Here is a 22,848-nt window from a genome sequence, read left to right on the forward strand (position 1 = left end):
ACGCCGACCCGGGCGTTGGGGGCTTTGCGTTTACAGCTTAGAAAGCTTCGTGCATTTCCCGCACAGGTTAATGTTGCCTGGCGCAGCAGTCCGTGTGCACGTTACACTGGTCCCCTACTCGCTTCGTTCTGCCTTCTCAGGCGCTGGCAGAGCACCCGCAGAATGTTGCGCAGCACCTCAGGCCGCTCTTCCATCACGTCGTAGAAGTCTTCCTGATCGAGGCGGAAGGCCAGCGTGGGGGCCAGGGCACGGGCAGTGGCGGAACGAGGCTCGGCATCGAGCAGGGCCAGCTCACCGAAGAAGTCACCCGGGCCGAAGGTGGCCAACTGGCGGGTCCCGGTAAAGATGCCCACCTGCCCCTCATACACGATAAACAGCGAGTTGCCCAGGTCGCCCTGAGCGAAAAGCTGCTCGTCGGCCTTCAGGTCGACTTCCTGCATGATGGGGACGATGGCGCTGAGCACATTGGGCGGCGTGGCGGCAAACAGGGCCGTGCGTTGCAGCACAGCCACCCGGTCGGCGGCAGAAATGTGGGCGGTGGCGGCGTGGTGCATGAGCAGGGCGGCTAAATCGGGGTTTTCAGTGAGGGCGGCCTGGTAGTCGGCGGGGCGGGTGGCCGCCCAGTATTCCAGCGCAGCCAGGGCCGCTTCGCGCACCAGTTGGCTGGCCGAAGCCATATGTGGCTGCAGCAGCGCCAGGTGCGTGCGGGCAGGCGGCAGCTGCCGCAGCGCCAGGCTCACCGTCCAGTCGGTAAACGTGGTTTCGCCGCGTTCAGCCACAGCTTCCGGCAGCCGGGCAAAAGCGGCCGGGGCACCAGGCAGCAGCCGGTCGAAGCGGGCGGCCTTGGCGGCCGGCGAGCCCAATTCCAGTAGCGTCTGCAAGGCCTGGTAAGTAGGTCGGTCGATGAGATTGTCGAGAATTTCCAGGGCGTTGGCCTGCCGCTCGCGGGTGGCCTGGGCCACATGGCGCTGCGCATCGCGGATGGGCTGGGGCGGGTACAGCTGCTGCAGCAGCCCGAACAGCCGCTGCTCCAGCCGCTTCAGCTCGTAGCCAAGGGCGTGATGCAAGGGGCCGGCTCCGCTACTCGCCTGGCCGTGCAGCAGCTGCTGGGCCAGCCGCAACTCCTGGCCCAGCAGCTCGCGAAATACGGGGGCATCGGTGGGGCTGGCGGAGTGGTAGCGCAAGGCGCGCAGGGCCGCTTCGCGGTAGGCCAGTTCCGGCCGCCGGGCCAGCTGCACCAGCGCCAACCGGCTTTTCGGCGTCGGCAATTGCCCGCATATGTAGGCCACACGCCGCACAACAGCCCCCTCAGCGGCCCCTGCCGACTGCAGCGAAGCACAGAGTGCGGGCAGAGCCATTTTGCCCAGGGCCAGCAGCTGGGTGGTGGCAGCGGCACGGCTTTTTTTATTGGCCAGGGCCGCCACCAGCGCGGCTACTTCGGCTTCGTTGGCGGCGGGGCGGTTTTGGTCGGCGGGGTTATTGGCGGCCGTCAGCGGGTCGGGTTCAGGGAGGCTGGCCTCGCCAAACCGGCGGCCCACGGCGTGGCTCAGCTCAGCCAGATAGTGGCCGTAGGTACGATAAAGCAACAGGGCAGCCCCCGCAATCAGCAGCAGCATCCAGCCAATCTGCCAGCCCAGGCCGGCAGGCAGCGCCAGCAGCAGTAGGGCACCCAGACCCAGGCCCAACGGCTCGTACACGCCCTTGGCTAACGTGTGGGCCTGCAGCCGCTCGGGAGCCGGCAGCGGCTGAAACAGCACCAGGAACACTGGATCGAAAAAGGCCCGCCGCAGCACCTCCTGCACCAGAAACAGCCCGCACAGGTACAGCAGCAGCCCCGACTGGCCCAGCTCGTTGCGCACCCCGAACAAGGCAAAACCGGCCAGCAGCACCAGCGGCAGCGCCAGCAGTACCGGCCGGGGCCCCAGCCGGTCGAGGGCCCGACCGGTTACCGCCAGCTTCAACAGCATAGCCACAAGATAGGTCAGGGCCAGCACCGTGCCCACATAGCGCATCACCTGAGCCTGATCGTGAAACTGCTCTTTTACGTTGATAAAAAATACGTACTCGATACCTGTGGTAACGGCTGCCAGCAGCAGCATACTCAGGCACATGGCACCCACCAGCCGGCTGCTGCCCAGCCAGCGCCGCAGGGGGGTAGCTACGGTTTCGGCGCGGGCAGCGCGGGCAGCCGAGCGCACCTCTACCTGGTGGCTGCGGCCGGTAGCCTGCACTACCAGCAGCGCCCCCACATAGGCCCCAAACGCCAGCAGCAGTAGCCACAACAGCTCGGCATGATGATGCACCAGCACGGCCAGCACGGCTCCCAGGGCTTTGGCCGGCATATCGCCCGAGCTGATGACGCTGAACAGCCGCCGCCCCTGCCGCACATCAAACACCACCGCCGACACGCCCCAGAATTCGAGGTTGGTGAGCAGGTAGATGACGCGGTAGCCGGCCATAATAGCCACTGCCGCCGCCACCGACTCGCCAAACGCCACCAGCACCCCAATGACGGCCATCAGCACAACTACTGCCAGCAGCACCCGCACCGCTACCTTCTGCAGGCCCAGGTGGTGCTCGTAGTGTGCATACACCTGCCCGGCCCCCAGCATGGCCAGCGCCGAGGCCGCGTAGGCCAGTGGCAAACTGGTTTCAGGGTGGTTTTCGAGCAGAATGACGTTGGCCGCCACGTACACCAGAATGGTACCGATGCCAAGCAGGAAGTTGTGCAGAAAGAACAGCCCCACCGAGCGGCCTTCTTCGGGCCGGATGCCTAGTAACTGCTGCCAGCGGGCGAGAAACGTCATGTTTGATGGAGCTTGTAGCAGATAGCAGTTAGCCAACAGCGGCAAATTACCGCTTGCTGGGTGCAAACTACAAGCCCGCCGCCTTTCAAAAGCCTGAACAGCCCATTTTTCGCATCAACCGCTTACCTTACTGCCCGAAAGCTGCCGCGTATGCCCTGTCAGCTATCCGCTAAGTGTTAGCCGCCAACTGCTCCCCGAAAATGGATTGCCTCCGCGCCGAAACGTATGTGCTCAACCAGTTGCGCCGGAACCTCTCCCCGACTCTGCTTTACCACGGCCTGCACCACACCCTCGACGTAGTGCAGCAAGCCGGGTCGCTGGCCCGGGCCGAGGGAATTACTGATACCGAAGAACTAGCCTTATTGCGCACGGCGGCCTATTACCACGATGCCGGTTTCCTGACCACCTACCAGGGCCACGAGGCCGCCAGCTGTGTGTTGGCCCGACAGGTGCTGCCCGGTTTCGGCTACGCAGCGCCGCACATAGAGCTGATCTGCGAGCTTATTATGGCCACCCAGATGCCGCAGTGCCCTGGCGACTCGCACTTAGCCCGGATTCTGTGCGATGCCGATCTGGATTACCTTGGCCGGCCTGCCGACTTCTGGCCCGTTAGCCAGACGCTGTTCGGGGAGCTGGCAGCCCGGGGCATGATGGCCGACGAAACCGCCTGGCTGGAGCTACAGGTTCAGTTTCTGAGCACCCACCACTACTGGACGCCCACGGCTACCGCCCGCCGCGAAGCCGCCAAGCAGGAGCGCCTAGCGGAGGTGAAAGAGCGGTTGGAGAGTTTGAGAAACAGCACGCTGTAGGGGCGGGGGTTGTCCCCGCCCGCCGTTGAACAATAAACGTCGCGGGCCTTTGATGATGGCGTGATTCCGCATCGTTCGGCAGCGGGCGGGGGCAAGCCCCGCTCCTACATCGTGCTGATACCCGCCAGCACTTCTTCCAAGGCCGTAAACAACTCCTGGTTGCCGTGTTGGTCGTAGGTTTGCAGGGCCGCTTCGAAGCCTGATAAATCGTAGAGGAAGGCCCGGAGATTATCGGGGGTAATGGTGGCAAAATGGCGGCCGTAGCCGAGCTTCTCTACCTGCGCGGCATTGAGGAACTGTTCAAACTGCGCCGGAATAGGCACTGCACAGATGGGCTTGCGCAGGTAAACGGCCTCACTGATCAGCGAAAAGCCCCCATTGGTTACCACAGCCCGGGCACTGGCCAGGTCGGCCAGAAAACCAGCCTCACTAAAGGCCCGCAGCTGCACGTTGCCGTGGGTTTCTTCGCGGTTGAAGCCATACACCCGAAATTCCTGGTTAGGCAGTTGCTGCAGCTGGGCCACCAGGTTTTGCTGGGTGGTGGCCGACTGATATACCAGCACGTGGCGGCCCCGGGTCGGCGCCAACGCCAGCACCTCGGGCCGCAGAATAGGCGGTACCAGCGTGGTTCGTTCCTTGCATAAGGGCAGCCGGAAAAACGTGCTTATGAGATAGTGCTGGCTGCGCGGCAGCTTGGCCTGCACCAAGCGGCGGGCCAGCGCCAGGTTGCCTCTCTCGGCGGCTGGCACCGCCACATCCAGCACGGCCCGACTGATTATCTGCATGTTATCGATGCTGATAACCGGCAGCCCTTTCCACTGCGCGTAGTAATAGCTAAACGATTCGAAGTCGGAAATCACCACTTCGGGCTCGAAGTCGCGCAGCAGCTCGCGGTACTTGCCGAAGTTAACGCGCAGGCTTTCCGGGGCCGAGCGCAGCGTGAGGGCCGCCGTCCGCGACTTCGATACCGTGATGTTCTTATACGCCAGGTGGAAGCCCTTTATCTCGTGCACCCCGCCCCCCGGAAAGGCCGCCGCCAGCAGCTGGTAGGCCCGCGAACTGCTCACGACCCGTACCTCGTGGCCCTGGCCCAATAGGTAGCCGATAACCACTTTGCTGCGGGTGGCGTGCCCCAGCCCCTCGCCGGGCACTCCGTACAGAATTTTCATAGCCGAAAGATTGATCGAATATAGAAACCAGTCTCTGTGAGGTCATAAAAACGTCATTCCGAACGAAGCGCAGAATCTCGCTTCGCTCGGAATGACGTTTTCTCAGCCTAAAACCCCACTTACCGCCGCGCCGAGGAGCCCGGAATGCGGAACTGCAGGCCCAGACTCGGAATAAATGTGAGGCCGCTGAGCTTGGCGGTTTGGTTGTTGAGCAGCCGGTATTCGCCGTAGTTCTGGTAATACACCGACAGCGCCGGAATGACGTAGGCGTAACGGTAGCCGAGCTTGGCATTGAAGAATATTCCGTACGAGCCAAAATTCTGGCGAACTGTGGGCAGCTCGGGCACCTTGCCCGTTACGAACTGACTGCCCGGCCCATTGAACAGGTTGCCCGGCGTGAGGCCATAGCGCAGGAAGGTATGGGCGTACACCACGCCGTAGGAAATGGCCCCGATTTCTTCCTCCGCCCCCAACGAATTGCTGAATACCAGTGGCACAATCAAGTCGTGGCGCGAGGCCCGGAAGCCGAGCAACGCATTCACATCGTCGAGGAAAGGGATGTTGGGCAGCTGGGTGCGCTGGGTGGCATACTGCAGCCCGATGCTGGCATAGGTGGTGCCAGGCCGGCTGGCACCAGGGTTTTCCACGCTGCCCACGGGCCCCAGAAACTGGTACATGGCATCGAATACGTGCGAGCCAAAGGCGTACTTGTAGCCCACATCGAGCCGGTCGATAACGCCGTAGCGCAGGTTCAGATCCGACGAAGGCCGCACCGGATCGAGGGCGAAGGCAATGGCGGCCACCTGCAGGTTCTCGATGGTCTGGTTGTAACGCACCGTGTCGTTGGCGGACTTCTGGGCCAGTTCTCGGGCAGCCGATTTGAGCGTGGAGCCCGCCTTGCTAATGGTTTCGGTGGGCACATTGAAGGCCAAGTTGCCACCTACCCGAAACTCGCCCCGGGGCGTTACTTTGCCAGTACTCACAATGGCACGCGGCGCGGTGCAGCCAACAGCCAGCAGGCCGGCGCTACCCGCCAGCAACCCAGCGGCCCAGCGCCGGGAGAAAATAGTGTTCATAAAGCGGCGTATAAAAAGTACGTTCATTCGGTGGGCTAAAACCGGGCCGAAGGTACTTTTTATTGCGCAGAGCGGAAGCCCCGCTCCCACTACTGCGGTAGACCGTCTACGCTGCCACCTGCGCCCGCGGCGCCTGCTGAGCCGTAGCCCAAGCCCCGGCCCCCATCTGCCACAACACCCGGCGGTGCGACTGCAACGCACCCACAAACGTGGGATTTTCCAGGTATGGCAGTTCGAATTCGTGGGCTGTTTCGCGCACAATGCGGGCCAGCTCTGGGTAATGAATGTGGCAGACCTTCGGGAACAAGTGGTGCTCGATCTGACGGTTGAGGCCACCGCACAGGAAACTGGCCAAGCGGCTGTTGGGCGAGAAGTTGGCCGTGGTGCGCAGCTGATGCACGGCCCAGGCCTCGCGCATGTCGTTCTGCTCGTCGGGCAGCGGGAAAGCGGTGCCCTCTACCACATGGGCCAGCTGAAAAACTAGGCCCAGCACCAGCCCTTCCACAAAGTGCATCAGCACAAAGCCCAGCGCCCATTGCCACCACGTAATATCGAGCACCAGCAACGGCACCACAATAAACAGCACGTAGTAAATGGCCTTGTAAAAGAACAAGTTGAAATACTCACGGCGCGGATGGTTAGCCACCTGCTGCCCGATTTTAGGCTGGAAAAACTTTTTGTAGTCCTTGCGCAGCACCCACGAGAGCGAAGCCAGCCCATAGAGCAGAAACGCATACCAGTGCTGGTACCGCTGAATTCGGCGCACCGGCTCACTGGCATCGAGCCGCACCAAACCAGGCGCTACCTCAATGTCCTCGTCGTGGCCGGCAATGTTGGTGTAGGTGTGGTGCACCACGTTGTGGGTGATGTTCCACACGTAAGGGCTGGCCCCGATCAGGTTGAAGATGAGCCCTAAGCCCTTGTTCACGCGCTTGCTGGCCGAAAACGAGCCGTGTAGCGCATCGTGGCACACATTGAAGCCAATAAAGGCACAGATGGCCCCAAGCAATGCCGCCAGCCCAGCCATAACGGGCACACTAAACTGGTTGGAGATGATCAGCCCATAGGTGAGGACGAAGGAACCCAGAAAAAACGCGGTTTTGGCCCACATAGCGCCGTTGGCGTGGCGCGAGAGGTTGTTGTCGCGGAAATAGGCATCGGCCCGCTCGCGAACTGTGGCAAAAAACGTGGAACGCTGAACGTTGGTAAACCGGAGGGGTTTGGTGGTCATGCGGCTTTGGTGCTGTTGAACAGCAGCAGAGCTACTCTGCTACGGAGGTAAAATCAGGTAGCCGCCGATTGGCAGGCTGCCGCGAAGATAGTGCTATTGCCCAACCTAATGGCCGGCAACAACTGCCTTCTTCTGCTATTCAGGCCCCAAAATTACTGCCAGGACCTAAGCTGAGCCCTAAACTACTGAAGGCGGTGTTTGGTTCGGCGGCCAGCGCCAGGGGCCTAGTCTTCGTCGGAACCAGCCGGACTCTGGCCATTTAGATAACCGGCCGTAAACACGTGGTACTGGTCGAAAATGGAGCGTACCGAGCGGCGAAGTATTACCTCACCCCGCGGACCGGGCGGCACGCTTACGCCCGAGGCATAACCGTTCCAGATAGCTCTGTTCGAGCGGTTGTCGATGAGCGTAACGAGCAGCGTGCCTTCTGAGAGCAGCAACCGCACCGGCTGATAGCCTTTACGCGCATCTTTGGGCGTGTCTTCGTCTTCGGCATTGCCGGTGCTCACCCACTTGGTGAAATCGTCCTGCTGATAGCCACGAAAGCGCATGTCACCCTCAAACAAATGAAAGTTGACCAGTAGGTCGGGCTTGCGGCGCGACGAGCGGTAGCCCTGCACTTTAAGACGGGTACGAATGGCGTCGCGCACGGCCTCGCCCAGCCGGCTGGTATCAGAGTTAAGGCCGTCGCCGCTCACGAACTCGTAGGTGCGGTAGCGCCGGAACTGCCCGGCATAGCTGTAGTCAGATTCGACACGGGCCTCCTGCGACATCAGGCAACCCGACAGCAGCATACTCGCGCTGCCTAGTAAAGTAATCGTCCAGTTCATAAGCGCGTGGGAGTTAAGGGGTCGTACCTACTAAACTACGAAACCCAACGCGCTTATCGATTGACTATCAACCGAAAAAGCCCTTATTTTTTACCTTATCTGGCCCCACCCGCCCCAGGACAGCCTCAAGCAGCCCGAGAGCTGAAAACTTATCTTCCGGAGCGGGCGTGGCGGCGCAACTGCAGCGCCTTTACCTGCTCCAGCAACTCGCCGCTGCCGGGGCCGCGCACCTCCACGCCTGGTATCAGCTTCTGCACCGGCAGAAACGTAATGGGCGCGGCCGGAGCACCGGATTCCTGAAGCCACTCCTGCAGCTGTTGGGCCGAGCTCAGATACACAATAGGCCCCAGGCCCAGCCAGCCGTGGGCGGCGGCGCACATGGGACAATGCTCACCGCTGGTGTACACCGTGGCCCGCGCCCGCTCCCCGGCCGACAAGTTCTCGCCGGCCCAGCACACCAGTTCCAGTTCGGGATGGGCTAGGTTATTCAGCTCGTTCACCCGGTTGCGGGCAGTGGCCAGCACCTGGCCGCCGCCGCTCACCAGCACCGAACCAAACGGCTCGTCGCCGGCTTCGAGCGCCTCTTCGGCCAACTGCAGGCAGCGGCGCAGGTGAGTGAGGTCGGTTTCGGTTAGGGCTTTTGGGGGTGTGGGCATGAACGGCAGGTAGGTTTGGAGGGAGAGTATGAGGGGCATGCCCAATTCACCACACTGTAAATTACTTGCGGAACTGTTAAAGCTCACTGATAATCATTGGTAACGAATAAGAGCAGTACGTATTCGAGTAGCTGCTTTTACGCCGGCTAAAGGCACTTGTGAGGCGCAACCAAAATAAGAGGAACGAGCATGTCTTGTTCTTAAGGAACAATCGTAAACACCGGTGTCTCTGCCGAATAGACCTCGCCGTTGGTCTGACGATAACGAACAAAGAATTGCTGTTTTGCTGAAGCCGTAGGTGCCTGCTTAAGCCGCAAGGCAATTTCCTGGACGGGCTGCCCGTCGGGCCGGGCAATGTTGCGCGGTGTTATCTGAACATCTTGCAAAGACAGAGCTTCGTTCAAGTCCAGCAGGTCATTAAGCGAACGGCCTGCGGGATGGGCAGCATCGTAGTCGTAGCGACTAAGCACTACCAGCGAATCCACTCGCTCCGAAGTTCCTTGATACCCCGCCGGGGCGGGAGAACACGCAAAGGCCTGCCCAGCTGTGGCTTTTTGAAGGCTATAGTATTGAACGACAACTGCAAATTTCAGTCGCAGGCTCGCACGGCCCACAGTTTCGCCATCACGCAGAACAGGGCCTGACAGGCCAGAAGTGCTAACTCTCTCGGCCTGCCACTGGATATTTTGCACATCGAAGAATCTAGGCACGTCACTGCCACATTGGTCCTCGCAGGCAGGAAGTGGTATCGATAGCACCAGTAACAGAAGAATCTTTTTCATATCAGATGCTTGAAGGCAAAATTTGTCAATCCACGTATTGGCCGTACCCCTTAGCAATACGAGACATGCTGCTAACGCGGAGTTGCACTAATAGCCGCAAAATTCTACCGATATCCGGCGGCCTGCAGCTTGAACAGCTCGGCATAGCGGCCGCCTTTGGCCAGCAGCTCCTCGTGGCTACCGATTTCCACGAACTGCCCGTTTTCGATAACCAGGATGCGGTCGGCCATACGCACAGTGCTGAAGCGGTGGCTGATGAGTACGGCCGTTTTGCCCCGCGTCAGGTCGTTGAAGCGCTGAAATACCTCGTACTCGGCGCGGGCGTCGAGGGCGGCGGTGGGCTCGTCGAGAATCAGAAGTTGGGCGTCGCGCATATAGGCGCGTCCGAGGGCGATTTTCTGCCACTCGCCCCCGCTCAAATCCACGCCACCGTTGAAGCGGCGGCCAATCATCTGGTCGTAGCCGGCGGGCAGCTTGGCAATAACCGAATCGGCCAGGCTTTGGGCAGCGGCCTGCTCAATGCGGGGGCGGTTGTGCTGCTGCTCGATGCGGCCCACGGCCAGGTTCTGGCCGGCCGGCAGCTGGAAGCGTACGAAGTCCTGGAAAATGACGCCGATTTCCTGGCGCAGCTCCCGCGGGTCGTACTCGCGCAGGTCGTAGCCGTCGAGTAGGATGCGGCCCTCGGTGGGGTCGTAGAGGCGCGAGAGCAGCTTGACCATCGTGGTTTTGCCAGCCCCGTTCTCGCCCACCAGCGCCAGTTTTTCGCCGGCCTGCAAGTGGAAGTTGAGGTGGCGCAGAGCCCATTTTTCGGCGTTTCGGTACTGGAAGCCCACATTTTCAAACGTGAATCCCTCCCGAATAGGATTCGGGAAAGGCCGCACCGGCTGGCTTTCGTCGCGGCGGATACGGGGCTCCAGCCGAAAGAAGTCGAAGAAGTCCTGCAGATACAGCGCCCCTTCGGCCACCGCACTGAAGCGGCTCAGAATGCCTTCGAGCAGCCCCCGCATCCGGGCAAACGAGCCGGCCAGAAACGTGAGTTGGCCAATACTGACCGCCCCGGCCACAGCCTGCATAATAATGTACACGTAGGCCGCGTAATAGCCAGCCGCGCCCACCGCCGCGAAGAACGTACCCCAGCCGGCGCGCTTAACTACGAGGGCCTTATTCTTAGCGTAGAAATCGTCGGACAGCGTGCGAAAACGGTCGGTGAGAAAGGTCGAGAGGCCGAAAATCTTGACTTCCTTGGCCGTATCGTCGGAGGCGCCGGTCTGGCGCAGGTAGTCCAGTTCGCGGCGCTCGGGCGTCCAGCCGTGCACCAGCGAGTAGCTGCGCTCGTTGAAGTGCGACTCGCCCAGGAACGCCGGCACCACGGCTACCAGCAACAACACCAGCAGCCACGGATTGAACGCCACCAGCCCCACGGCCAGAAACCCCATCGTAATGGCATCCTGGGCCTGGCTGAGCACCTGCGACATAAGCACGGTACGCGAAAGCGTCTGGCGGCGGGCCCGCTCCAACTTGTCGTAAAACGTGCTGTCCTCGAACTGGTCGAGGTCCAGCTCGGCGGCGTGCTCCATCAGCCGGATGGAGGTCTGGTTGGCGAACAGGTCTCCGAGCAGCGAGTCGAGCAAGGCCACGCCCCGGCCCAGCGCGTCGGAGAGAATGGCCAGCCCGAACTCCAGCGCCACCAGCGTCAGAACTGGCGTCAGCTCGCGGGCTTCGGCCGGCTGGCGACTCAGACCGATAATGGAGTCGAGGATAAGCTGGGCCACGTAGAGCATGGCCACCGGCAGGGCTGCCCGCAGCAGGCGCAGCCCCACGTTGCCCAGCGTCAGGGCGGGGCTGGTCTGCCAAATCAGGCGAAGAAAGGCCGGCAGGTTTTTGAGGGCCGAAAACCGCTCGCGCACCGAAAGGGCGGGCTTACCATCGGCGCGGGGCTTTTTAGCGAAAAAGGAATCAGAAGGAGCCATAGGCCCCGTGTACGGCACACTTCGGGCCGGGGTGCCAGGGCGGCCGTTTTGGCAGGCACATGGACGGTGCTTCGTTCTGAGGTTCGTACATTTCCCACTCCGCCCACCAGTTATCGTATTCAGGGCCAAAGGTGCTGTTTCCGCCTTTCGCTGTTCTTTCTCCCATGCTTCACCGCCTCACCTTCGCCCCTTTCCCCGATGCCGCTGCCGCCACTTGGATTGCGGACTTGGGCGACGCGCTGGAAGCCGACGGCGCTACCGGGCTGCTGCTGGCGAACTTAACGGTATCCGAAGCCCTTACACTGCCTGCCGTGGCCGTGCTGCCGGGCCGGGTGGTGGTACTGCAGCCGGGCGCCGAATCATCAGACTCCACCACGCAGGCACAGCAAACGGCGCTAGCAGCCTGGCTGGGCACCTGGCCCGAGCTGCCAGTGGTGCCGGCCGCAGCCATTGCGGGTTTTACCATTGAGTCCGATTCGGCCAACAAAGGCACTGTCTGGCCCATCACAACGCTCAAACACCTGCCTCAGCGGCTACGGGAGTTGCCCACAACACTGCTGCTGTCCGATACCCTGCTGCAGAGCTGGGCAGAAAGCCTCAGCAAAGACGAGGAGGAGGAAACATATCCGACAGCTTTCTGGGAGCAGAAAGCCCGGCAGCTCTGGAACTGGCTTGGGGCCGCCGACGTGCCCGCCGACCCACCCTATGGCACTGCCCCGGCGCAGTCGGCACCGGCCACCGATACGGCGGCCGAGCAACAGCGGCTGGAGCAGCTCCGGCAGCAGCTGTTCGCCGAGCTGGAACAGCAGCGCCTGCAAATGGAGGCCCGCGAGGCTGCCCGCGAGCAAAGTATCGCCCAGCTCCGGCAGCAGCTGGCCGCTACACCCTCGGCCGCCGCCGAGGTAGCCGCCCTGCAGGCCCGGCTGGCCGCCGAAACCCAGGAGAAAAACGCACTGGCCGCCGCCATTATGGCTTCGCGTCAGGAAGCGGAAGCCCGCAACCGGGAGCTGGAGGCGCGCATGCAGCAGCTGGGCCAGCAGGTAGCGCAGCTTCAGACCCGCCCCGCCGCCACAGTTTCGGCGGCTACCGTGCCAACCGTTATTGCGCCAGCTGTTATGCCGCGAGTCGGCGGTTCGCGCCCGGCTACCGCCACGGCCCAATGGCAGCTGCAGTGGCCCCGGGTGGCGCTGGTGCTGGTGCTACTGGCTGGCATCGGGGCGGGTAGTTGGGCCGTGCAGCACTACGCGCGCCCACCAGCCAACAGAAAGGAAACCCGCAGCCAGCCCCGCGAAGAGCAGCCAGATACCGATGAGGAGAATCTGGAAGCTGCGGCCCCTACCCTGTTCGATATCCAGCCCGACACCCTACAGCTAGAGCCGGAGCCAACCGATTCGGTAGATGAAACGGCCCCGGAGCCCGTTGAGCCCCAGCCCGAAGAAACCATGGACTCGGTAACAGCCCCGGAAGAGGGTATTTAGTCGGTTTTTGGTTCAGAGCGGTCGGAGCTTAGCTTCACCCCTAAATCGGTTGTCCCTGCCCGCTTTTTCAGTAGGGCTTTGCCGCTTCATGCCGCGCCCGAAGCTGTTGTATTCCGACGGCCGCAGGCGGGGCCGGGAGTACAGGTCGGCACGTGGGTGGTCTTTCTTTTGATTACGCAAAAAGCGCTGCTTTTCCAACTTTCCTTTCCGGCCCGGCGGCGGTAACTTTACTTTTCGCGGTGGGTCCTGATGGCCTGCAGCGCCCCGCTTATGCCCGTTTTCTCGCACCTACACTCGCACACTCAATATTCGCTGCTCGATGGGCAGGCCTCTATTTCGGGCCTGATGAAAAAAGCCCAGGCCGATGGGATGCCCGCCGTGGCCCTCACCGACCACGGCAATATGTTCGGGGCGTTCAACTTCGTGGCCGAGGCCAACAAGTACAACGTGAAGCCCATAGTGGGCTGCGAGTTTTATATGGTGGCCGACCGCCACAAGAAGGCCTTTAGCCGCGAAAAGGGCGAGCGGGACAAACGTTACCACCAGCTGCTGCTGGCCAAAGATCAGGACGGCTACCACAACCTGAGCAAGCTCTGCTCGATGAGCTTCATTGAGGGCGTATACAGCAAATTTCCGCGCATTGATAAGGAGTTGCTGCTCAAGTACCACAAGGGCCTGATTGCCACCAGCTGCTGCATCGGCGCCGAACTGCCCCAGGCCATATTGTTCGAGAGTGAAGCCAAGGCAGAGGAACTGCTGAAGTGGTGGCTCGACGTGTTTGAGGATGATTACTACATCGAGATTCAGCGCCACGGGCTGATGAACTTCGACGGCACCGGCAAGAGTCAGGAAGACGTGAACCAGGTGCTGCTGGGCCTAGCCCGCAAGTACAACGTCAAGGTTATCTGCACCAACGACTCGCACTACGTCGATCAGACGGACTTCGCGCCCCACGATATTCTGTTGTGCGTGAACACCGGTGAGGAACACAGCATTCCGGTCGGCGACTTCCAGACCCAGTATTTCCGGATGATTTCGCAGGACAACAAAGTCCTGTATGACCACCTCGACAACCTGCGGCCCCTGGCTGGCCAGGATGCCGCGGTGCGCCGCCAGCTCCAGCGCATCGATGAAGAGGCCCAGGCGCCGCGGCCCAAGTCGCGCTTCGGTTTCGCCAACGACCAGTTCTACTTCAAGAGCCAGGCCGAGATGAACGCGCTGTTTGCCGACGTGCCGGAAAGCGTGGATAACACGAACGAAATCGTGGACAAAATCACGCCGCCCGTACTGCAGCGCGATATTCTGCTGCCCAACTTCCCGATTCCGGCCGAACACGCTAATGCCGATGTCTTTCTGCGCTACCTCACTTACAAAGGCGCCTTTGAGGGCGAGAAGCGTCGCTACTCCGACCGCACGCCCGAAATTGAGGAACGGCTGGATTACGAGTTGCGCGTGATTGAGACGATGGGCTTTGCCGGCTACTTCCTCATCACCCAGGACTTCATCAACCACGGCCGCAACAATGGCGTGGCCATAGGGCCCGGCCGGGGCTCGGCGGCCGGCTCGGCGGTGGCCTACTGCGTGGGCATCACCAACATCGACCCCATTAAGTACTCGCTGCTGTTCGAGCGTTTCCTGAACCCCGAGCGCGTGTCGATGCCCGATATCGACATCGACTTCGACGACGTGAACCGCCAGCGCGTGATTGACTATGTGGTGGATAAGTACGGCAAAAACCAGGTGGCCCAGATTATCACCTTTGGTACTATGGCCGCCAAATCGAGCATCAAGGACGTGTCGCGGGTGATGGATTTGAACCTGTCGCTGGCCAACGACCTCGTGAAAATGGTGCCTGACCAGGTGGGCACCACGCTCACCAAGGCCTTCGCCGAAAACCAGGAGCTCGACATGATCCGGCGCGACGACGCGCCCGACAACCTGCGGGGCCACATTCTGCGCCTTGCCACCCAGCTTGAGGGCTCGGTGCGCAACACCGGCATCCACGCGGCCGGCATCATCATCGCCCCCGACGACATTACCAAGTACATCCCGGTTTCGACGTCCAAGGAATCGGAACTGCTGATTACGCAGTTCGATGGCAAGGTGATTGAGAGTGCCGGGATGCTCAAGATGGACTTCTTGGGCCTGAAGACGCTCACGATTATCGTGGACGCCATCAACCTGATCGAGAAAAACCACGGCGTCAAAATCGACATCGACGAGATTCCGATTGACGACCTCAAAACCTACGAACTCTACCAGCGCGGTGACACCATCGGCACGTTCCAGTTCGAGAGCGAGGGCATGCGCATGTACCTCAAGGACCTCAAGCCCACCAACATCGAGGACCTGATTGCCATGAACGCCCTCTACCGGCCGGGCCCGATGCAGTTCATCCCCAACTTCATCAACCGCAAACACGGCCGCGAGGCCGTTGACTACCCACACGAGCTGCTGGAACCCATCTTGAACTACTCCCAGGGAATCATGGTGTACCAGGAGCAGATTATGCAGGCGGCCCAGATTCTGGCCGGCTACTCGCTCGGCGGCGCCGATTTGCTGCGCCGGGCCATGGGCAAAAAGGACATGAAGAAGATGGCTCAAGAGCGGGATAAGTTCTGCGAGGGTGCCAAGAATCTCCACGGTATTGTGGCCAAAAAGGCCAACGAGGTGTTCGACGTGATGGAGAAATTTGCGGCCTACGGCTTCAACCGCTCCCACTCGGCCGCTTACTCGCTGGTAGCCTACCAGACCGGCTACCTTAAGGCCCACTACCCGGCCGAGTACATGGCGGCGGTGCTCACCAACAACATGGGCGACATCAAGAAGGTGACGTTCTTTATTGAGGAAGCCCGCAAGCAGAACGTGGCCGTGCTCGGGCCCGACGTCAACGAATCCATCCTCAAGTTCAACGTGAACAAGCAGGGCCAGATTCGTTTCGGCATGGCGGCCGTGAAAGGTGCGGGAGAGGCCGCGGTAGAGGAAATTGTGCAGGAGCGCGACAAAGGCGGCCACTACGCCGATATTTTCGACTTCTCGCGCCGCGTGAACCTGAGGGCCGTGAACAAGAAAACCTTCGAAAGCATGGCCCAGGCCGGGGCCTTCGACTCGTTCGACCGCTACCACCGCCGCCAGTTTCTGGAAGCGCCCGGCAACGACCAGAGCCTAATTGAGAAGGCTATGAAGGTGGGCCAGCAGCACCAGGCGGCTAAGGAGTCGGCCCAGCAGAGCTTATTTGGCGGCGGCGGCGGCGAAATGGCCATTCCGATGCCCAAAATCCAGGACATGGAGCCTTGGAGCCCCACCGAGAAGCTGCGCCGCGAAAAAGAAGTGGTGGGTTTCTACCTTTCGGGCCACCCGCTGGACGACTTCAAGCTAGAAATCGACTCGTACTGCACCTGTGGGCTTGATAAGATTGAAACCTACAAGAACCGCGACATTACGGTGGCCGGCCTGATTTCCAACGTGCTGTTCAAAACCACCAAAACGGGCCAGCCCTTCGTCAGCTTCAACATCGAAGACTACGATTCCAGCCTTAACCTGGCCCTGTTCCGCGACGACTACTCGAAGTTTTCGGCCCTGATAAACCCGCGTAACTACGACAAGGAGCAGGTACCGCCCATGTTCATGCGGGGCAAATACGCCCAGCGTTTCCGCGACTCGGACCAGTTCGAGTTCAAGATCATGACGATGGAGCCACTGTTCAATGTGGCCGAAAAGCTCTCCAACGGCGTGCGCGTGCAGCTGGACCTGCGCACCATCACCGAGCCCTTCATGGACCGTTTCATGGAAGCCGTGGAGGGTGCGGCTGGCTCTAAAAAGCTCGAAATCAAGTTTGCCGAGCCCCACGAGCACCTGGCTGTGGATACCTACTCGCGCCGCTACCGCATCGAGCCCAAGGAGTTCATCCGCCGGATGCGCGAGATGGAGATTGAGGCCTGTCAGCTTATCTAAAGCACAGTTGTTACAGGTGTAATTGATTACGCCGATTCCTTCGGCACCCTGCTTTAGTGGCCCGTCTGGATGCTCCGGACGGGCTGCTTTGTTTTGGATGACAGTAATGGTTTTTTGGTATTTTGCTCCGTTTGTATACCTTCTATTACGTTGTTGCCTGTGTTGCTACTTCTACGTCGCTGCCTGATAGTATTTGGCACTCTGGCCTTGCTGCTGCCGGCCCTGCGAGTTCGTGCTCAGGAGTACTACCTCGATTTGAGCCACCAGACCATTACGCTGCCCTCCCGGACGGTGCACGTGGAGCAGGTGGTGGATGGCCGGCCGGGCAAGCCCACCATCGGGCTGGTATACCGCGGCCTTGATAACCGGGCCGCCGCCGTGCTATTCCGGCGAGGACTGGAGCCGGAACTGACCGATTTTCTGCGTCAGCAGCTACCCCCCCGCCCCAACGACCACCCCATCGTACTGTGTTTGCGCCAGCTGCGCGTAGGCGAATTGCTCAATGGCACCACCGAAAAAGCCAGCGCCGACCTGGCCGCCGACGTGTATGTACGCCTGCCCGACGGCTACCACTTTATGCGGAGCGTGGGGGCGCATACTTCGTCTCGGGCCCTTGAAACCACTCGTCTGCACCCGGCACACGTGGCGCTTTTGCTCCAGCAGTGCCTGGAACAGTTAACGACGTATTCCTGGGAAAAGCCGCAATTAGGGCCTGCCCTTACGCTGCCCCAGCTACCAGCCCACTCCCCCGGCATCAGCCTGACTGCTGGGCCCGGCACCGAACTGCCTGCCATATTGCGCGAGGCGCCCCGGCGGGGCGTATACCGCACCTTCGCCCAGTTCCTGACTAACAAGCCCGACACTCTGGCCGCCTTTCGGCTCGATACGCTGCCCACTAGGCGCTGGGGCGGCGGGCCGGGGCGGGCACTGTGGCTAGGCACTGTACGTTTCGAGCCTAAGTTGCTGGCCGATGGCGCTGGGCAACCGGCGCCGGCGCTTCGGGAAATCTGGGGGCTGTCGGATGGCCAGCGGGTGCTCGTGCAGTATGAGAAGAATTTTTACCATTTGCAGCGTCAGGCCGATTTTTTCACCTTCGTGGGTGAAAAGCCCCAGGACTTGGAGTATCTACGGGCTCGGGCTGATGCCCAGATGAGGGCCGGAGCCGTGGGCGTGGCACAAGTGCGGGCGATAGATCACAGCGGTGAACCCATGGCGTATGCCTTGGACATGCGGTCTGGCCAGCCGGGCGCTTACCCTAACCCGCTACGTGCGGCCCCGGCCCAGACCGACACGGCTTACGTGTACCTGTATCGCCCGGCCGATGGTTCGGTGGCAGCGGTACCGGTGTTTTTGCAGGGCCAGCAAGTTGGTCAACTCCTCCCCAATGAGTACCTGGAAATTCCGTGGCCCTACTATGCGCAACTGATGAGCCTGCGCCTGGGCCCACCCATAACCGGCGCCCGCCAGCTTTTCGTACCCGATGCCACCCGACTCAGCTACCTGAAAGTACAGACTGATGCCACAACAGTGCATTGGGAATGGGTATCAGCCGGGCAGGCGGAAGCTGACCTTGACGCCATTGACCGGCAACGGCATCTTCCCAGCCGCTGAAGTATTGTGGCATGCAAAAGCCCCACCTAAAAAATTAGGTGGGGCTTTTGCATTAAAATCAAGAATTCCGGATGAACGGTAATATAGCCGGGGCTTACTTCCGGTCGTTCGCATTCTTGTCGTTGCGCACATCCTTGGTGCCGAGCTGCTCAACATCTACTTCGGTCTTGCGCACCGTTTCATGAATGGTCTGTTCGCGCTCGGTCACGTTTTTACCCAGCGTTACTTCCTCTATCACGCGGGCTTCTTTGCCCACTACCGCCCGCTCGGCGCGCTCAGTTACTTCTATCTCACCCTCTTTGAATGCGTTGAAGTCCGCGTCGGTGGCCGGACGGTTAACGGGCGTACGTTCTACATTTACGTGCTCCTCACGTAGCCGCACGCTGGCTTCTACCGGGCGCTCTATTATCCGGCTGCGCAGGCGGGCACCACCGGTTTGCTCTACCTGCTTGCCTACTTGCAGCTTCTCCTCCATTACCTTCGCCGACATTTCGTTATTACCGGTGGTGGAAGTATCGGCTGAAGCGTTGCCTTTGTAGCCAGTTTTCCCGGCTTTTTCATTCACGTCTATAGCCCCGACATTGTCGAGAATCTCGGCTGCTTTTTGGGCATGGTCAGCCGTTTTGCAATGTACCGTCACCATCGAGTGGCTATTGCGGGCCGCATGAGAATAGAGGTTAGCGTTGTCGCCGTCGTTGCCGAACAGATTGTGAAAGAAGCTGCCAATACTGTCGCTAGTGCGGCCGGCAGCGTCTCCCACGGCCTCTGTATTGGTGCCCGTGTTATTATAGTAATTACTGCCCTGCTTCGAATCACGCGAGATGGTATCTACATCGTCGAGTGAGAAGCCAGCGGTTTTGAGTTGCTGAGCCCCCTGACGGGCTTGGTCGGCATTGTCGAAAATTCCTACTACAGTTTGCATGGTATTGATTTATAGATTAGTGAAAAATGAATTTACGTTGTACTTGTTGCTGAATCGGACAATGGTGGTGCGCGCTCTATCTCAATATGCTCTTGGCGCAATTGCACAGAACTGGTGAATGGCTCCTCCAGCACACGTTTGCTGATGCGAATTTCCTCTACTACCAGCACCCGCGTAACTACTACCTCACGCAGAATAGGCACGATGAGGACGTCGCCCTCCTGGCGGCTGCCAGGCAGCGGCGCATCGTCAGCCACAAACTGGTTGATGGGCACATGCTCGACCTGCACTTCATCGTGTTGCAGCGTTACTTGTACTGGCTGTTCAATTTGCTGCACCGTTTTGCGGATACGTAGGTGGCCGCTTTCCACTACCTCCCGCCCAACCAGCACCTGCTCCTCAATTACGGGTACTACCATGGGGTGGCGCAGGGTAGTGTCGAGCCGTTCAGCGCGGGAATTTTCGCTAGGCTCGTCGACAGGAAAGGGCAGAGTGGAATCGGAGTTCATGTAAGCGGGAAAAGGCAACTTGTACCCCATTATATACGCCACAGAGACGTTTCCGTTATACATTTCGACCTCTGCTGCCCTATCACTCCAGCTCAAAATGGCACTATTCATTGCTGACCTTAGTAAATTAGCGCATGATTATATTGTGGTTAAATTAGCTTAAAGCCTGCTTTCGCACACCATGTGTTACAACGGCCGTGGTGGCAATAATTTTCATATTCGACGCAAGCAAGATTATGGTTTACGTCCCGATGCAAGGGCCACATGGCCTGTATTAAGAGATAGTTCTGCAGGCCCAGCCAATGGTTACCCAACCAGCCCGGCAAACGATTCAAGGCCCTCATTGTCCCAATCGAACTTTCCGGGCCGGGTCTTGTTGAATCACAATCTGCTACCTTGCGGGCCGATGGCCCGTATAGCCGCGTAACATCTTTCAACCCAAACCTGACATTCATCATGGGACATAAAGCCATTGAGATTACCGACGCCAATTTCGACCAGATCATCAATTCCGATAAGCCTGTGCTTGTGGATTTCTGGGCCGAATGGTGCGGCCCCTGCCGCATGGTAGGCCCGGTGGTAGAAGAACTGGCCGGCGAATACGAAGGCAAAGCCATTATCGGCAAAGTCGACGTAGACGCCAACCCACAAACTTCAGCCAAATTCGGCATCCGCAGCATTCCTACGTTGCTCGTTTTCAAGAACGGACAGGTAGTAGACAAGCAGGTAGGTGCCGTGCCCAAGCACGTACTGGCCCAGAAACTCGACGCCCAGGTAACGGCTTAGTTTAGCCCAATTCAGTAAGTAAAGAAGCCTCCGTGCTGCCGGCCCCAAGGGTCAAGCAACACGGAGGCTTCTTTATGCAGTAGGTTGTGTCAGCGGCTCAGTCGGTAGCTTCGGGGGCAGCGGCGCGGGCCTCGGAGGGTGGCGTCTGGGGCGGTTTCAAGCCCGAAGCCAACGAAAAGCCCGGCCCAAAATAGATGGGGATGGTAAAGGTCATGGCCGTGGGCAGATTGTATTCGCGGCCGGGCTCAAAGCGAGGCAGGGCCGCTACCACTCGCAGCGCCTCGCGGTCGGCTTCGGCAGCCAGGCCCTGCGCTATCCGCACCTGGCTCACGCGGCCATCCTCGCCCACTGTGTAGCTAACCAGCACATTGCCCACAATACCTTTGCGGCGCACCTCGCGTGGGTAGGTGGTGTTTTGGGCCACGAAGCTGAGCAGGGCGGCCTCGCCTCCCAGAAAGCGCGGCAGTTTGCGCACCTGCACAGACTGCATATAAGGTGAGCCATCCTTATTGAAAAAGGCCAGTGCCAGCGGCCGGCCCTGGCGGTCGGGCATTTCAATGGCGCTCAATTCGCCGGTATCGTAGTAATAGCGCCACTCGCCCACCGGTCGACCGGCGTTGTAGTAACCTTCCGAACGTTTCTGGCCGTTTCGGTGCACCGAAAGCCAGCGCCCCACCCGCTGCCCCTGCACATAGTCGCCCCGCTGACTAACGCGGCCATCCTCATACCAGCCCAAATACAGGCCATTCGCCTCATCGTCGCGGTATTGCACCTGGGCGGCACGGCTGCCTCCCGGATGGTACCAGATGAGTGGGCCGTTGCGTACCGGTGGGTCGATGGACGAGAGCGTGCCTTTCAGGAGCAACTCGCCCAGCAGAGAGAACTCGCGCATGGCGTGGGTACCCAGCAACTCATTCCGGCGCTCCACCACCCGGTAGTGGGTGGCGCTGTCGGGCACCGTCGGCCGGCTTTGGTCGTCGAGGTAAACGGCCGGCAGGCTCTGCCCTTGGCTTAGCCGCACCGCACCCGCGGCTACAAGGAGAAAAACGTAGCGAATTCTCATAAGCAGCCAGGGTAAAGCACTAGTTACTGGCTACTAAATATAGATTAGCTACCATAAAATGGCAACTAATAGCGCATTTTTCTTCTTATAACACTATTCCAGCTTATTGCAGTCTATTTGCTGACACAAGCACTGCTGCCCTAAGCAGTGCCTGTGCTGGCTTTTACTCGTTGTCTTCTTTCATTTCAGGCAACTGAATAGGCCGATTGAAGGCTTCTTCGAGCGAGATGAGCGTTTCGGTGCGCTCAATACCTTCTATGAGCTGAATCTGGCCGTGGAGCACTTCGCGCAGATGGTTGGTGTCGCGGCAAATCAGGCGGGCGAAGATGCCGTAGGCACCGGTGGTGAAGTCGATGCTGACTACTTCCGGAATTTCGCGCAGGGCCCTTACTACTCCCTCGTATACCGAACTCTTCTGTAGGTAGATACCCAGAAAAGCACGCACTCCGAAGCCCAGCTTCTGGTAATCTATCTTAAGGGTTGCGCCCTGCACAATACCCAATTCCTCCAGGCGGGCCATACGCACGTGCACCGTTCCGCCCGACACATGCACCTTGCGGGCAATCTCAGTATAAGGGGTTTTGGCATCGTCAATAAGCAGGGCCAGAATCTTCCGGTCAGTGTCGTCAAGTTCGTAATTACGTGCCATTGTTTTAAACTTTGATTATGTATATTTCAAACGAACGAACTTTTGTTTAAAAATAGTATAAATTTTTATTCATTATATCTCAATATATTTCATCTCGACGATATATTTTTTTACATTTGTCACAATCCAATGCAGAAGGCACAGGACCGTTACGATATTAGTAGTGCGATGAGACTGGCACACAGATGCTCCCTCTCGAGGTGAGGATTTGATAAAAACAGTCTGGTTACCGGATAACTATTGTGCGAAGGGTAATTCCCTTCTTCTAAAGCAATAAAGATTTGGTGGAGTGAAGTGGGAAGGGAATACCAGAACGTATCTGGGTGGGTACGTTCTGAATTGAGAGGCGGCATCTGGGTGGGTGCCGCCTTCTTTTTTTCTTTTTGCTATTTTCCTGCTCCTTAGCCCCCTTTTAGGGAAATGTGGCACCATAGTGCCAAAACTTGCCGCAAAGCTCGTCTATTTTAGTCGCAAATCCATTCAACATTCTGAATAAAAGCTCCTGACACACCGTCAGGAGCTTTTTATCTTTCCTTACACGGAGTT

Annotated in this window: 17 protein-coding genes; 5 read left to right on the plus strand and 12 right to left on the minus strand. The window is 59.5% G+C overall.

The window, feature by feature from the left end; translation table 11 throughout:
* Positions 1 to 101: 101 nt before the first annotated feature.
* Entirely contained in the window at positions 102 to 2,807 is a 2,706-nt protein-coding gene (locus tag HW556_RS14350) for a cyclic nucleotide-binding domain-containing protein (protein ID WP_176900785.1), read from the minus strand.
* 200 nt (positions 2,808 to 3,007) lie between these two features.
* Here HW556_RS14350 and HW556_RS14355 point away from each other — a divergent pair, with 200 nt between their 5' ends.
* Positions 3,008 to 3,616 (plus strand): HD domain-containing protein, encoded by a 609-nt coding sequence (locus tag HW556_RS14355; RefSeq protein ID WP_176900786.1) that lies wholly within the window; start codon positions 3,008 to 3,010, stop codon positions 3,614 to 3,616.
* Positions 3,617 to 3,720: 104 nt separating this feature from the next.
* Here HW556_RS14355 and HW556_RS14360 read toward each other — a convergent pair whose 3' ends face one another.
* The 7 genes from HW556_RS14360 to HW556_RS14390 all read right to left on the minus strand — a co-directional run bounded on the left by HW556_RS14360 (position 3,721) and on the right by HW556_RS14390 (position 11,330).
* A complete protein-coding gene (locus tag HW556_RS14360; protein ID WP_176900787.1) occupies positions 3,721 to 4,785 on the minus strand; it encodes an MJ1255/VC2487 family glycosyltransferase in 1,065 nt (354 codons plus the stop codon).
* A gap of 119 nt (positions 4,786 to 4,904) precedes the next feature.
* Positions 4,905 to 5,861 carry a hypothetical protein gene (locus HW556_RS14365; RefSeq protein WP_176900788.1) on the minus strand — a complete coding sequence of 319 codons (957 nt, stop codon included), beginning with the start codon at positions 5,859 to 5,861 and terminating at the stop codon, positions 4,905 to 4,907.
* Between the two features lie 106 nt (positions 5,862 to 5,967).
* Positions 5,968 to 7,092: a fatty acid desaturase family protein gene (locus HW556_RS14370; RefSeq protein WP_176900789.1), complete on the minus strand. Its 1,125-nt coding sequence runs from the start codon at positions 7,090 to 7,092 to the stop codon at positions 5,968 to 5,970.
* A gap of 224 nt (positions 7,093 to 7,316) precedes the next feature.
* Complete coding sequence (locus tag HW556_RS14375; protein ID WP_176900790.1) at positions 7,317 to 7,922, minus strand: DUF4136 domain-containing protein; 606 nt, start codon at positions 7,920 to 7,922, stop codon at positions 7,317 to 7,319.
* Positions 7,923 to 8,071: 149 nt separating this feature from the next.
* Positions 8,072 to 8,578 (minus strand): nucleoside deaminase, encoded by a 507-nt coding sequence (locus tag HW556_RS14380; RefSeq protein ID WP_176900791.1) that lies wholly within the window; start codon positions 8,576 to 8,578, stop codon positions 8,072 to 8,074.
* A 200-nt stretch (positions 8,579 to 8,778) separates the two neighbouring features.
* The gene (locus HW556_RS14385; protein ID WP_176900792.1) at positions 8,779 to 9,360 is read right to left on the minus strand and encodes a hypothetical protein; all 582 of its coding nucleotides are present in this window, start codon (positions 9,358 to 9,360) and stop codon (positions 8,779 to 8,781) included.
* A 104-nt stretch (positions 9,361 to 9,464) separates the two neighbouring features.
* Positions 9,465 to 11,330 carry an ABC transporter ATP-binding protein gene (locus HW556_RS14390; RefSeq protein WP_176900793.1) on the minus strand — a complete coding sequence of 622 codons (1,866 nt, stop codon included), beginning with the start codon at positions 11,328 to 11,330 and terminating at the stop codon, positions 9,465 to 9,467.
* Positions 11,331 to 11,494: 164 nt separating this feature from the next.
* On the opposite strand from HW556_RS14390, the gene HW556_RS14395 reads away from it, so the two are divergent.
* The 3 genes from HW556_RS14395 (at position 11,495) to HW556_RS14405 (ending at position 18,373) form a co-directional block, all read left to right on the plus strand.
* Positions 11,495 to 12,808: a hypothetical protein gene (locus tag HW556_RS14395; RefSeq protein WP_176900794.1), complete on the plus strand. Its 1,314-nt coding sequence runs from the start codon at positions 11,495 to 11,497 to the stop codon at positions 12,806 to 12,808.
* A gap of 270 nt (positions 12,809 to 13,078) precedes the next feature.
* On the plus strand, positions 13,079 to 16,762 hold the full coding sequence (gene dnaE, locus HW556_RS14400) for a DNA polymerase III subunit alpha (protein WP_246289661.1): 3,684 nt from the start codon (positions 13,079 to 13,081) through the stop codon (positions 16,760 to 16,762).
* 159 nt (positions 16,763 to 16,921) lie between these two features.
* Positions 16,922 to 18,373: a hypothetical protein gene (locus tag HW556_RS14405; protein WP_176900796.1), complete on the plus strand. Its 1,452-nt coding sequence runs from the start codon at positions 16,922 to 16,924 to the stop codon at positions 18,371 to 18,373.
* 94 nt (positions 18,374 to 18,467) lie between these two features.
* On the opposite strand, the gene HW556_RS14410 is transcribed toward HW556_RS14405, so the two are convergent.
* Both HW556_RS14410 and HW556_RS14415 read right to left on the minus strand, forming a co-directional pair.
* A complete protein-coding gene (locus HW556_RS14410) occupies positions 18,468 to 19,295 on the minus strand; it encodes a DUF2382 domain-containing protein (protein ID WP_176900797.1) in 828 nt (275 codons plus the stop codon).
* A gap of 32 nt (positions 19,296 to 19,327) precedes the next feature.
* Positions 19,328 to 19,804, minus strand: a complete 477-nt coding sequence (locus HW556_RS14415) for a YsnF/AvaK domain-containing protein (RefSeq protein ID WP_176900798.1) — start codon at positions 19,802 to 19,804, stop codon at positions 19,328 to 19,330.
* Positions 19,805 to 20,260: 456 nt separating this feature from the next.
* On the opposite strand from HW556_RS14415, the gene trxA reads away from it, so the two are divergent.
* Complete coding sequence (gene trxA / locus HW556_RS14420; RefSeq protein ID WP_092742274.1) at positions 20,261 to 20,590, plus strand: thioredoxin; 330 nt, start codon at positions 20,261 to 20,263, stop codon at positions 20,588 to 20,590.
* 97 nt (positions 20,591 to 20,687) lie between these two features.
* Here the strand turns inward: trxA and HW556_RS14425 are convergent, their stop codons facing one another.
* Both HW556_RS14425 and HW556_RS14430 read right to left on the minus strand, forming a co-directional pair.
* Entirely contained in the window at positions 20,688 to 21,653 is a 966-nt protein-coding gene (locus HW556_RS14425; protein ID WP_176900799.1) for an energy transducer TonB, read from the minus strand.
* Positions 21,654 to 21,816: 163 nt separating this feature from the next.
* On the minus strand, positions 21,817 to 22,302 hold the full coding sequence (locus tag HW556_RS14430) for an AsnC family transcriptional regulator (RefSeq protein WP_176900800.1): 486 nt from the start codon (positions 22,300 to 22,302) through the stop codon (positions 21,817 to 21,819).
* Positions 22,303 to 22,848 lie beyond the last annotated feature (546 nt).

The organism is Hymenobacter terrestris (assembly GCF_013377905.1).
Lineage (GTDB): Bacteria > Bacteroidota > Bacteroidia > Cytophagales > Hymenobacteraceae > Hymenobacter > Hymenobacter terrestris.

What these genes read in the sequence shown, in the direction of transcription:
- HW556_RS14365 (WP_176900788.1), bottom strand. Translation starts at nt 5,861, where the DNA reads ATGAACACTATTTTCTCCCGGCGCTGGGCCGCTGGGTTGCTGGCGGGT.
- HW556_RS14430 (WP_176900800.1), bottom strand. Translation starts at nt 22,302, where the DNA reads ATGGCACGTAATTACGAACTTGACGACACTGACCGGAAGATTCTGGCC.
- HW556_RS14385 (WP_176900792.1), bottom strand. Translation starts at nt 9,360, where the DNA reads ATGAAAAAGATTCTTCTGTTACTGGTGCTATCGATACCACTTCCTGCC.
- HW556_RS14380 (WP_176900791.1), bottom strand. Translation starts at nt 8,578, where the DNA reads ATGCCCACACCCCCAAAAGCCCTAACCGAAACCGACCTCACTCACCTG.
- HW556_RS14350 (WP_176900785.1), bottom strand. Translation starts at nt 2,807, where the DNA reads ATGACGTTTCTCGCCCGCTGGCAGCAGTTACTAGGCATCCGGCCCGAA.
- trxA (WP_092742274.1), top strand. Translation starts at nt 20,261, where the DNA reads ATGGGACATAAAGCCATTGAGATTACCGACGCCAATTTCGACCAGATC.
- HW556_RS14360 (WP_176900787.1), bottom strand. Translation starts at nt 4,785, where the DNA reads ATGAAAATTCTGTACGGAGTGCCCGGCGAGGGGCTGGGGCACGCCACC.
- HW556_RS14410 (WP_176900797.1), bottom strand. Translation starts at nt 19,295, where the DNA reads ATGCAAACTGTAGTAGGAATTTTCGACAATGCCGACCAAGCCCGTCAG.
- HW556_RS14425 (WP_176900799.1), bottom strand. Translation starts at nt 21,653, where the DNA reads ATGAGAATTCGCTACGTTTTTCTCCTTGTAGCCGCGGGTGCGGTGCGG.
- HW556_RS14415 (WP_176900798.1), bottom strand. Translation starts at nt 19,804, where the DNA reads ATGAACTCCGATTCCACTCTGCCCTTTCCTGTCGACGAGCCTAGCGAA.
- dnaE (WP_246289661.1), top strand. Translation starts at nt 13,079, where the DNA reads ATGCCCGTTTTCTCGCACCTACACTCGCACACTCAATATTCGCTGCTC.
- HW556_RS14370 (WP_176900789.1), bottom strand. Translation starts at nt 7,092, where the DNA reads ATGACCACCAAACCCCTCCGGTTTACCAACGTTCAGCGTTCCACGTTT.
- HW556_RS14395 (WP_176900794.1), top strand. Translation starts at nt 11,495, where the DNA reads ATGCTTCACCGCCTCACCTTCGCCCCTTTCCCCGATGCCGCTGCCGCC.
- HW556_RS14375 (WP_176900790.1), bottom strand. Translation starts at nt 7,922, where the DNA reads ATGAACTGGACGATTACTTTACTAGGCAGCGCGAGTATGCTGCTGTCG.
- HW556_RS14355 (WP_176900786.1), top strand. Translation starts at nt 3,008, where the DNA reads ATGGATTGCCTCCGCGCCGAAACGTATGTGCTCAACCAGTTGCGCCGG.
- HW556_RS14390 (WP_176900793.1), bottom strand. Translation starts at nt 11,330, where the DNA reads ATGGCTCCTTCTGATTCCTTTTTCGCTAAAAAGCCCCGCGCCGATGGT.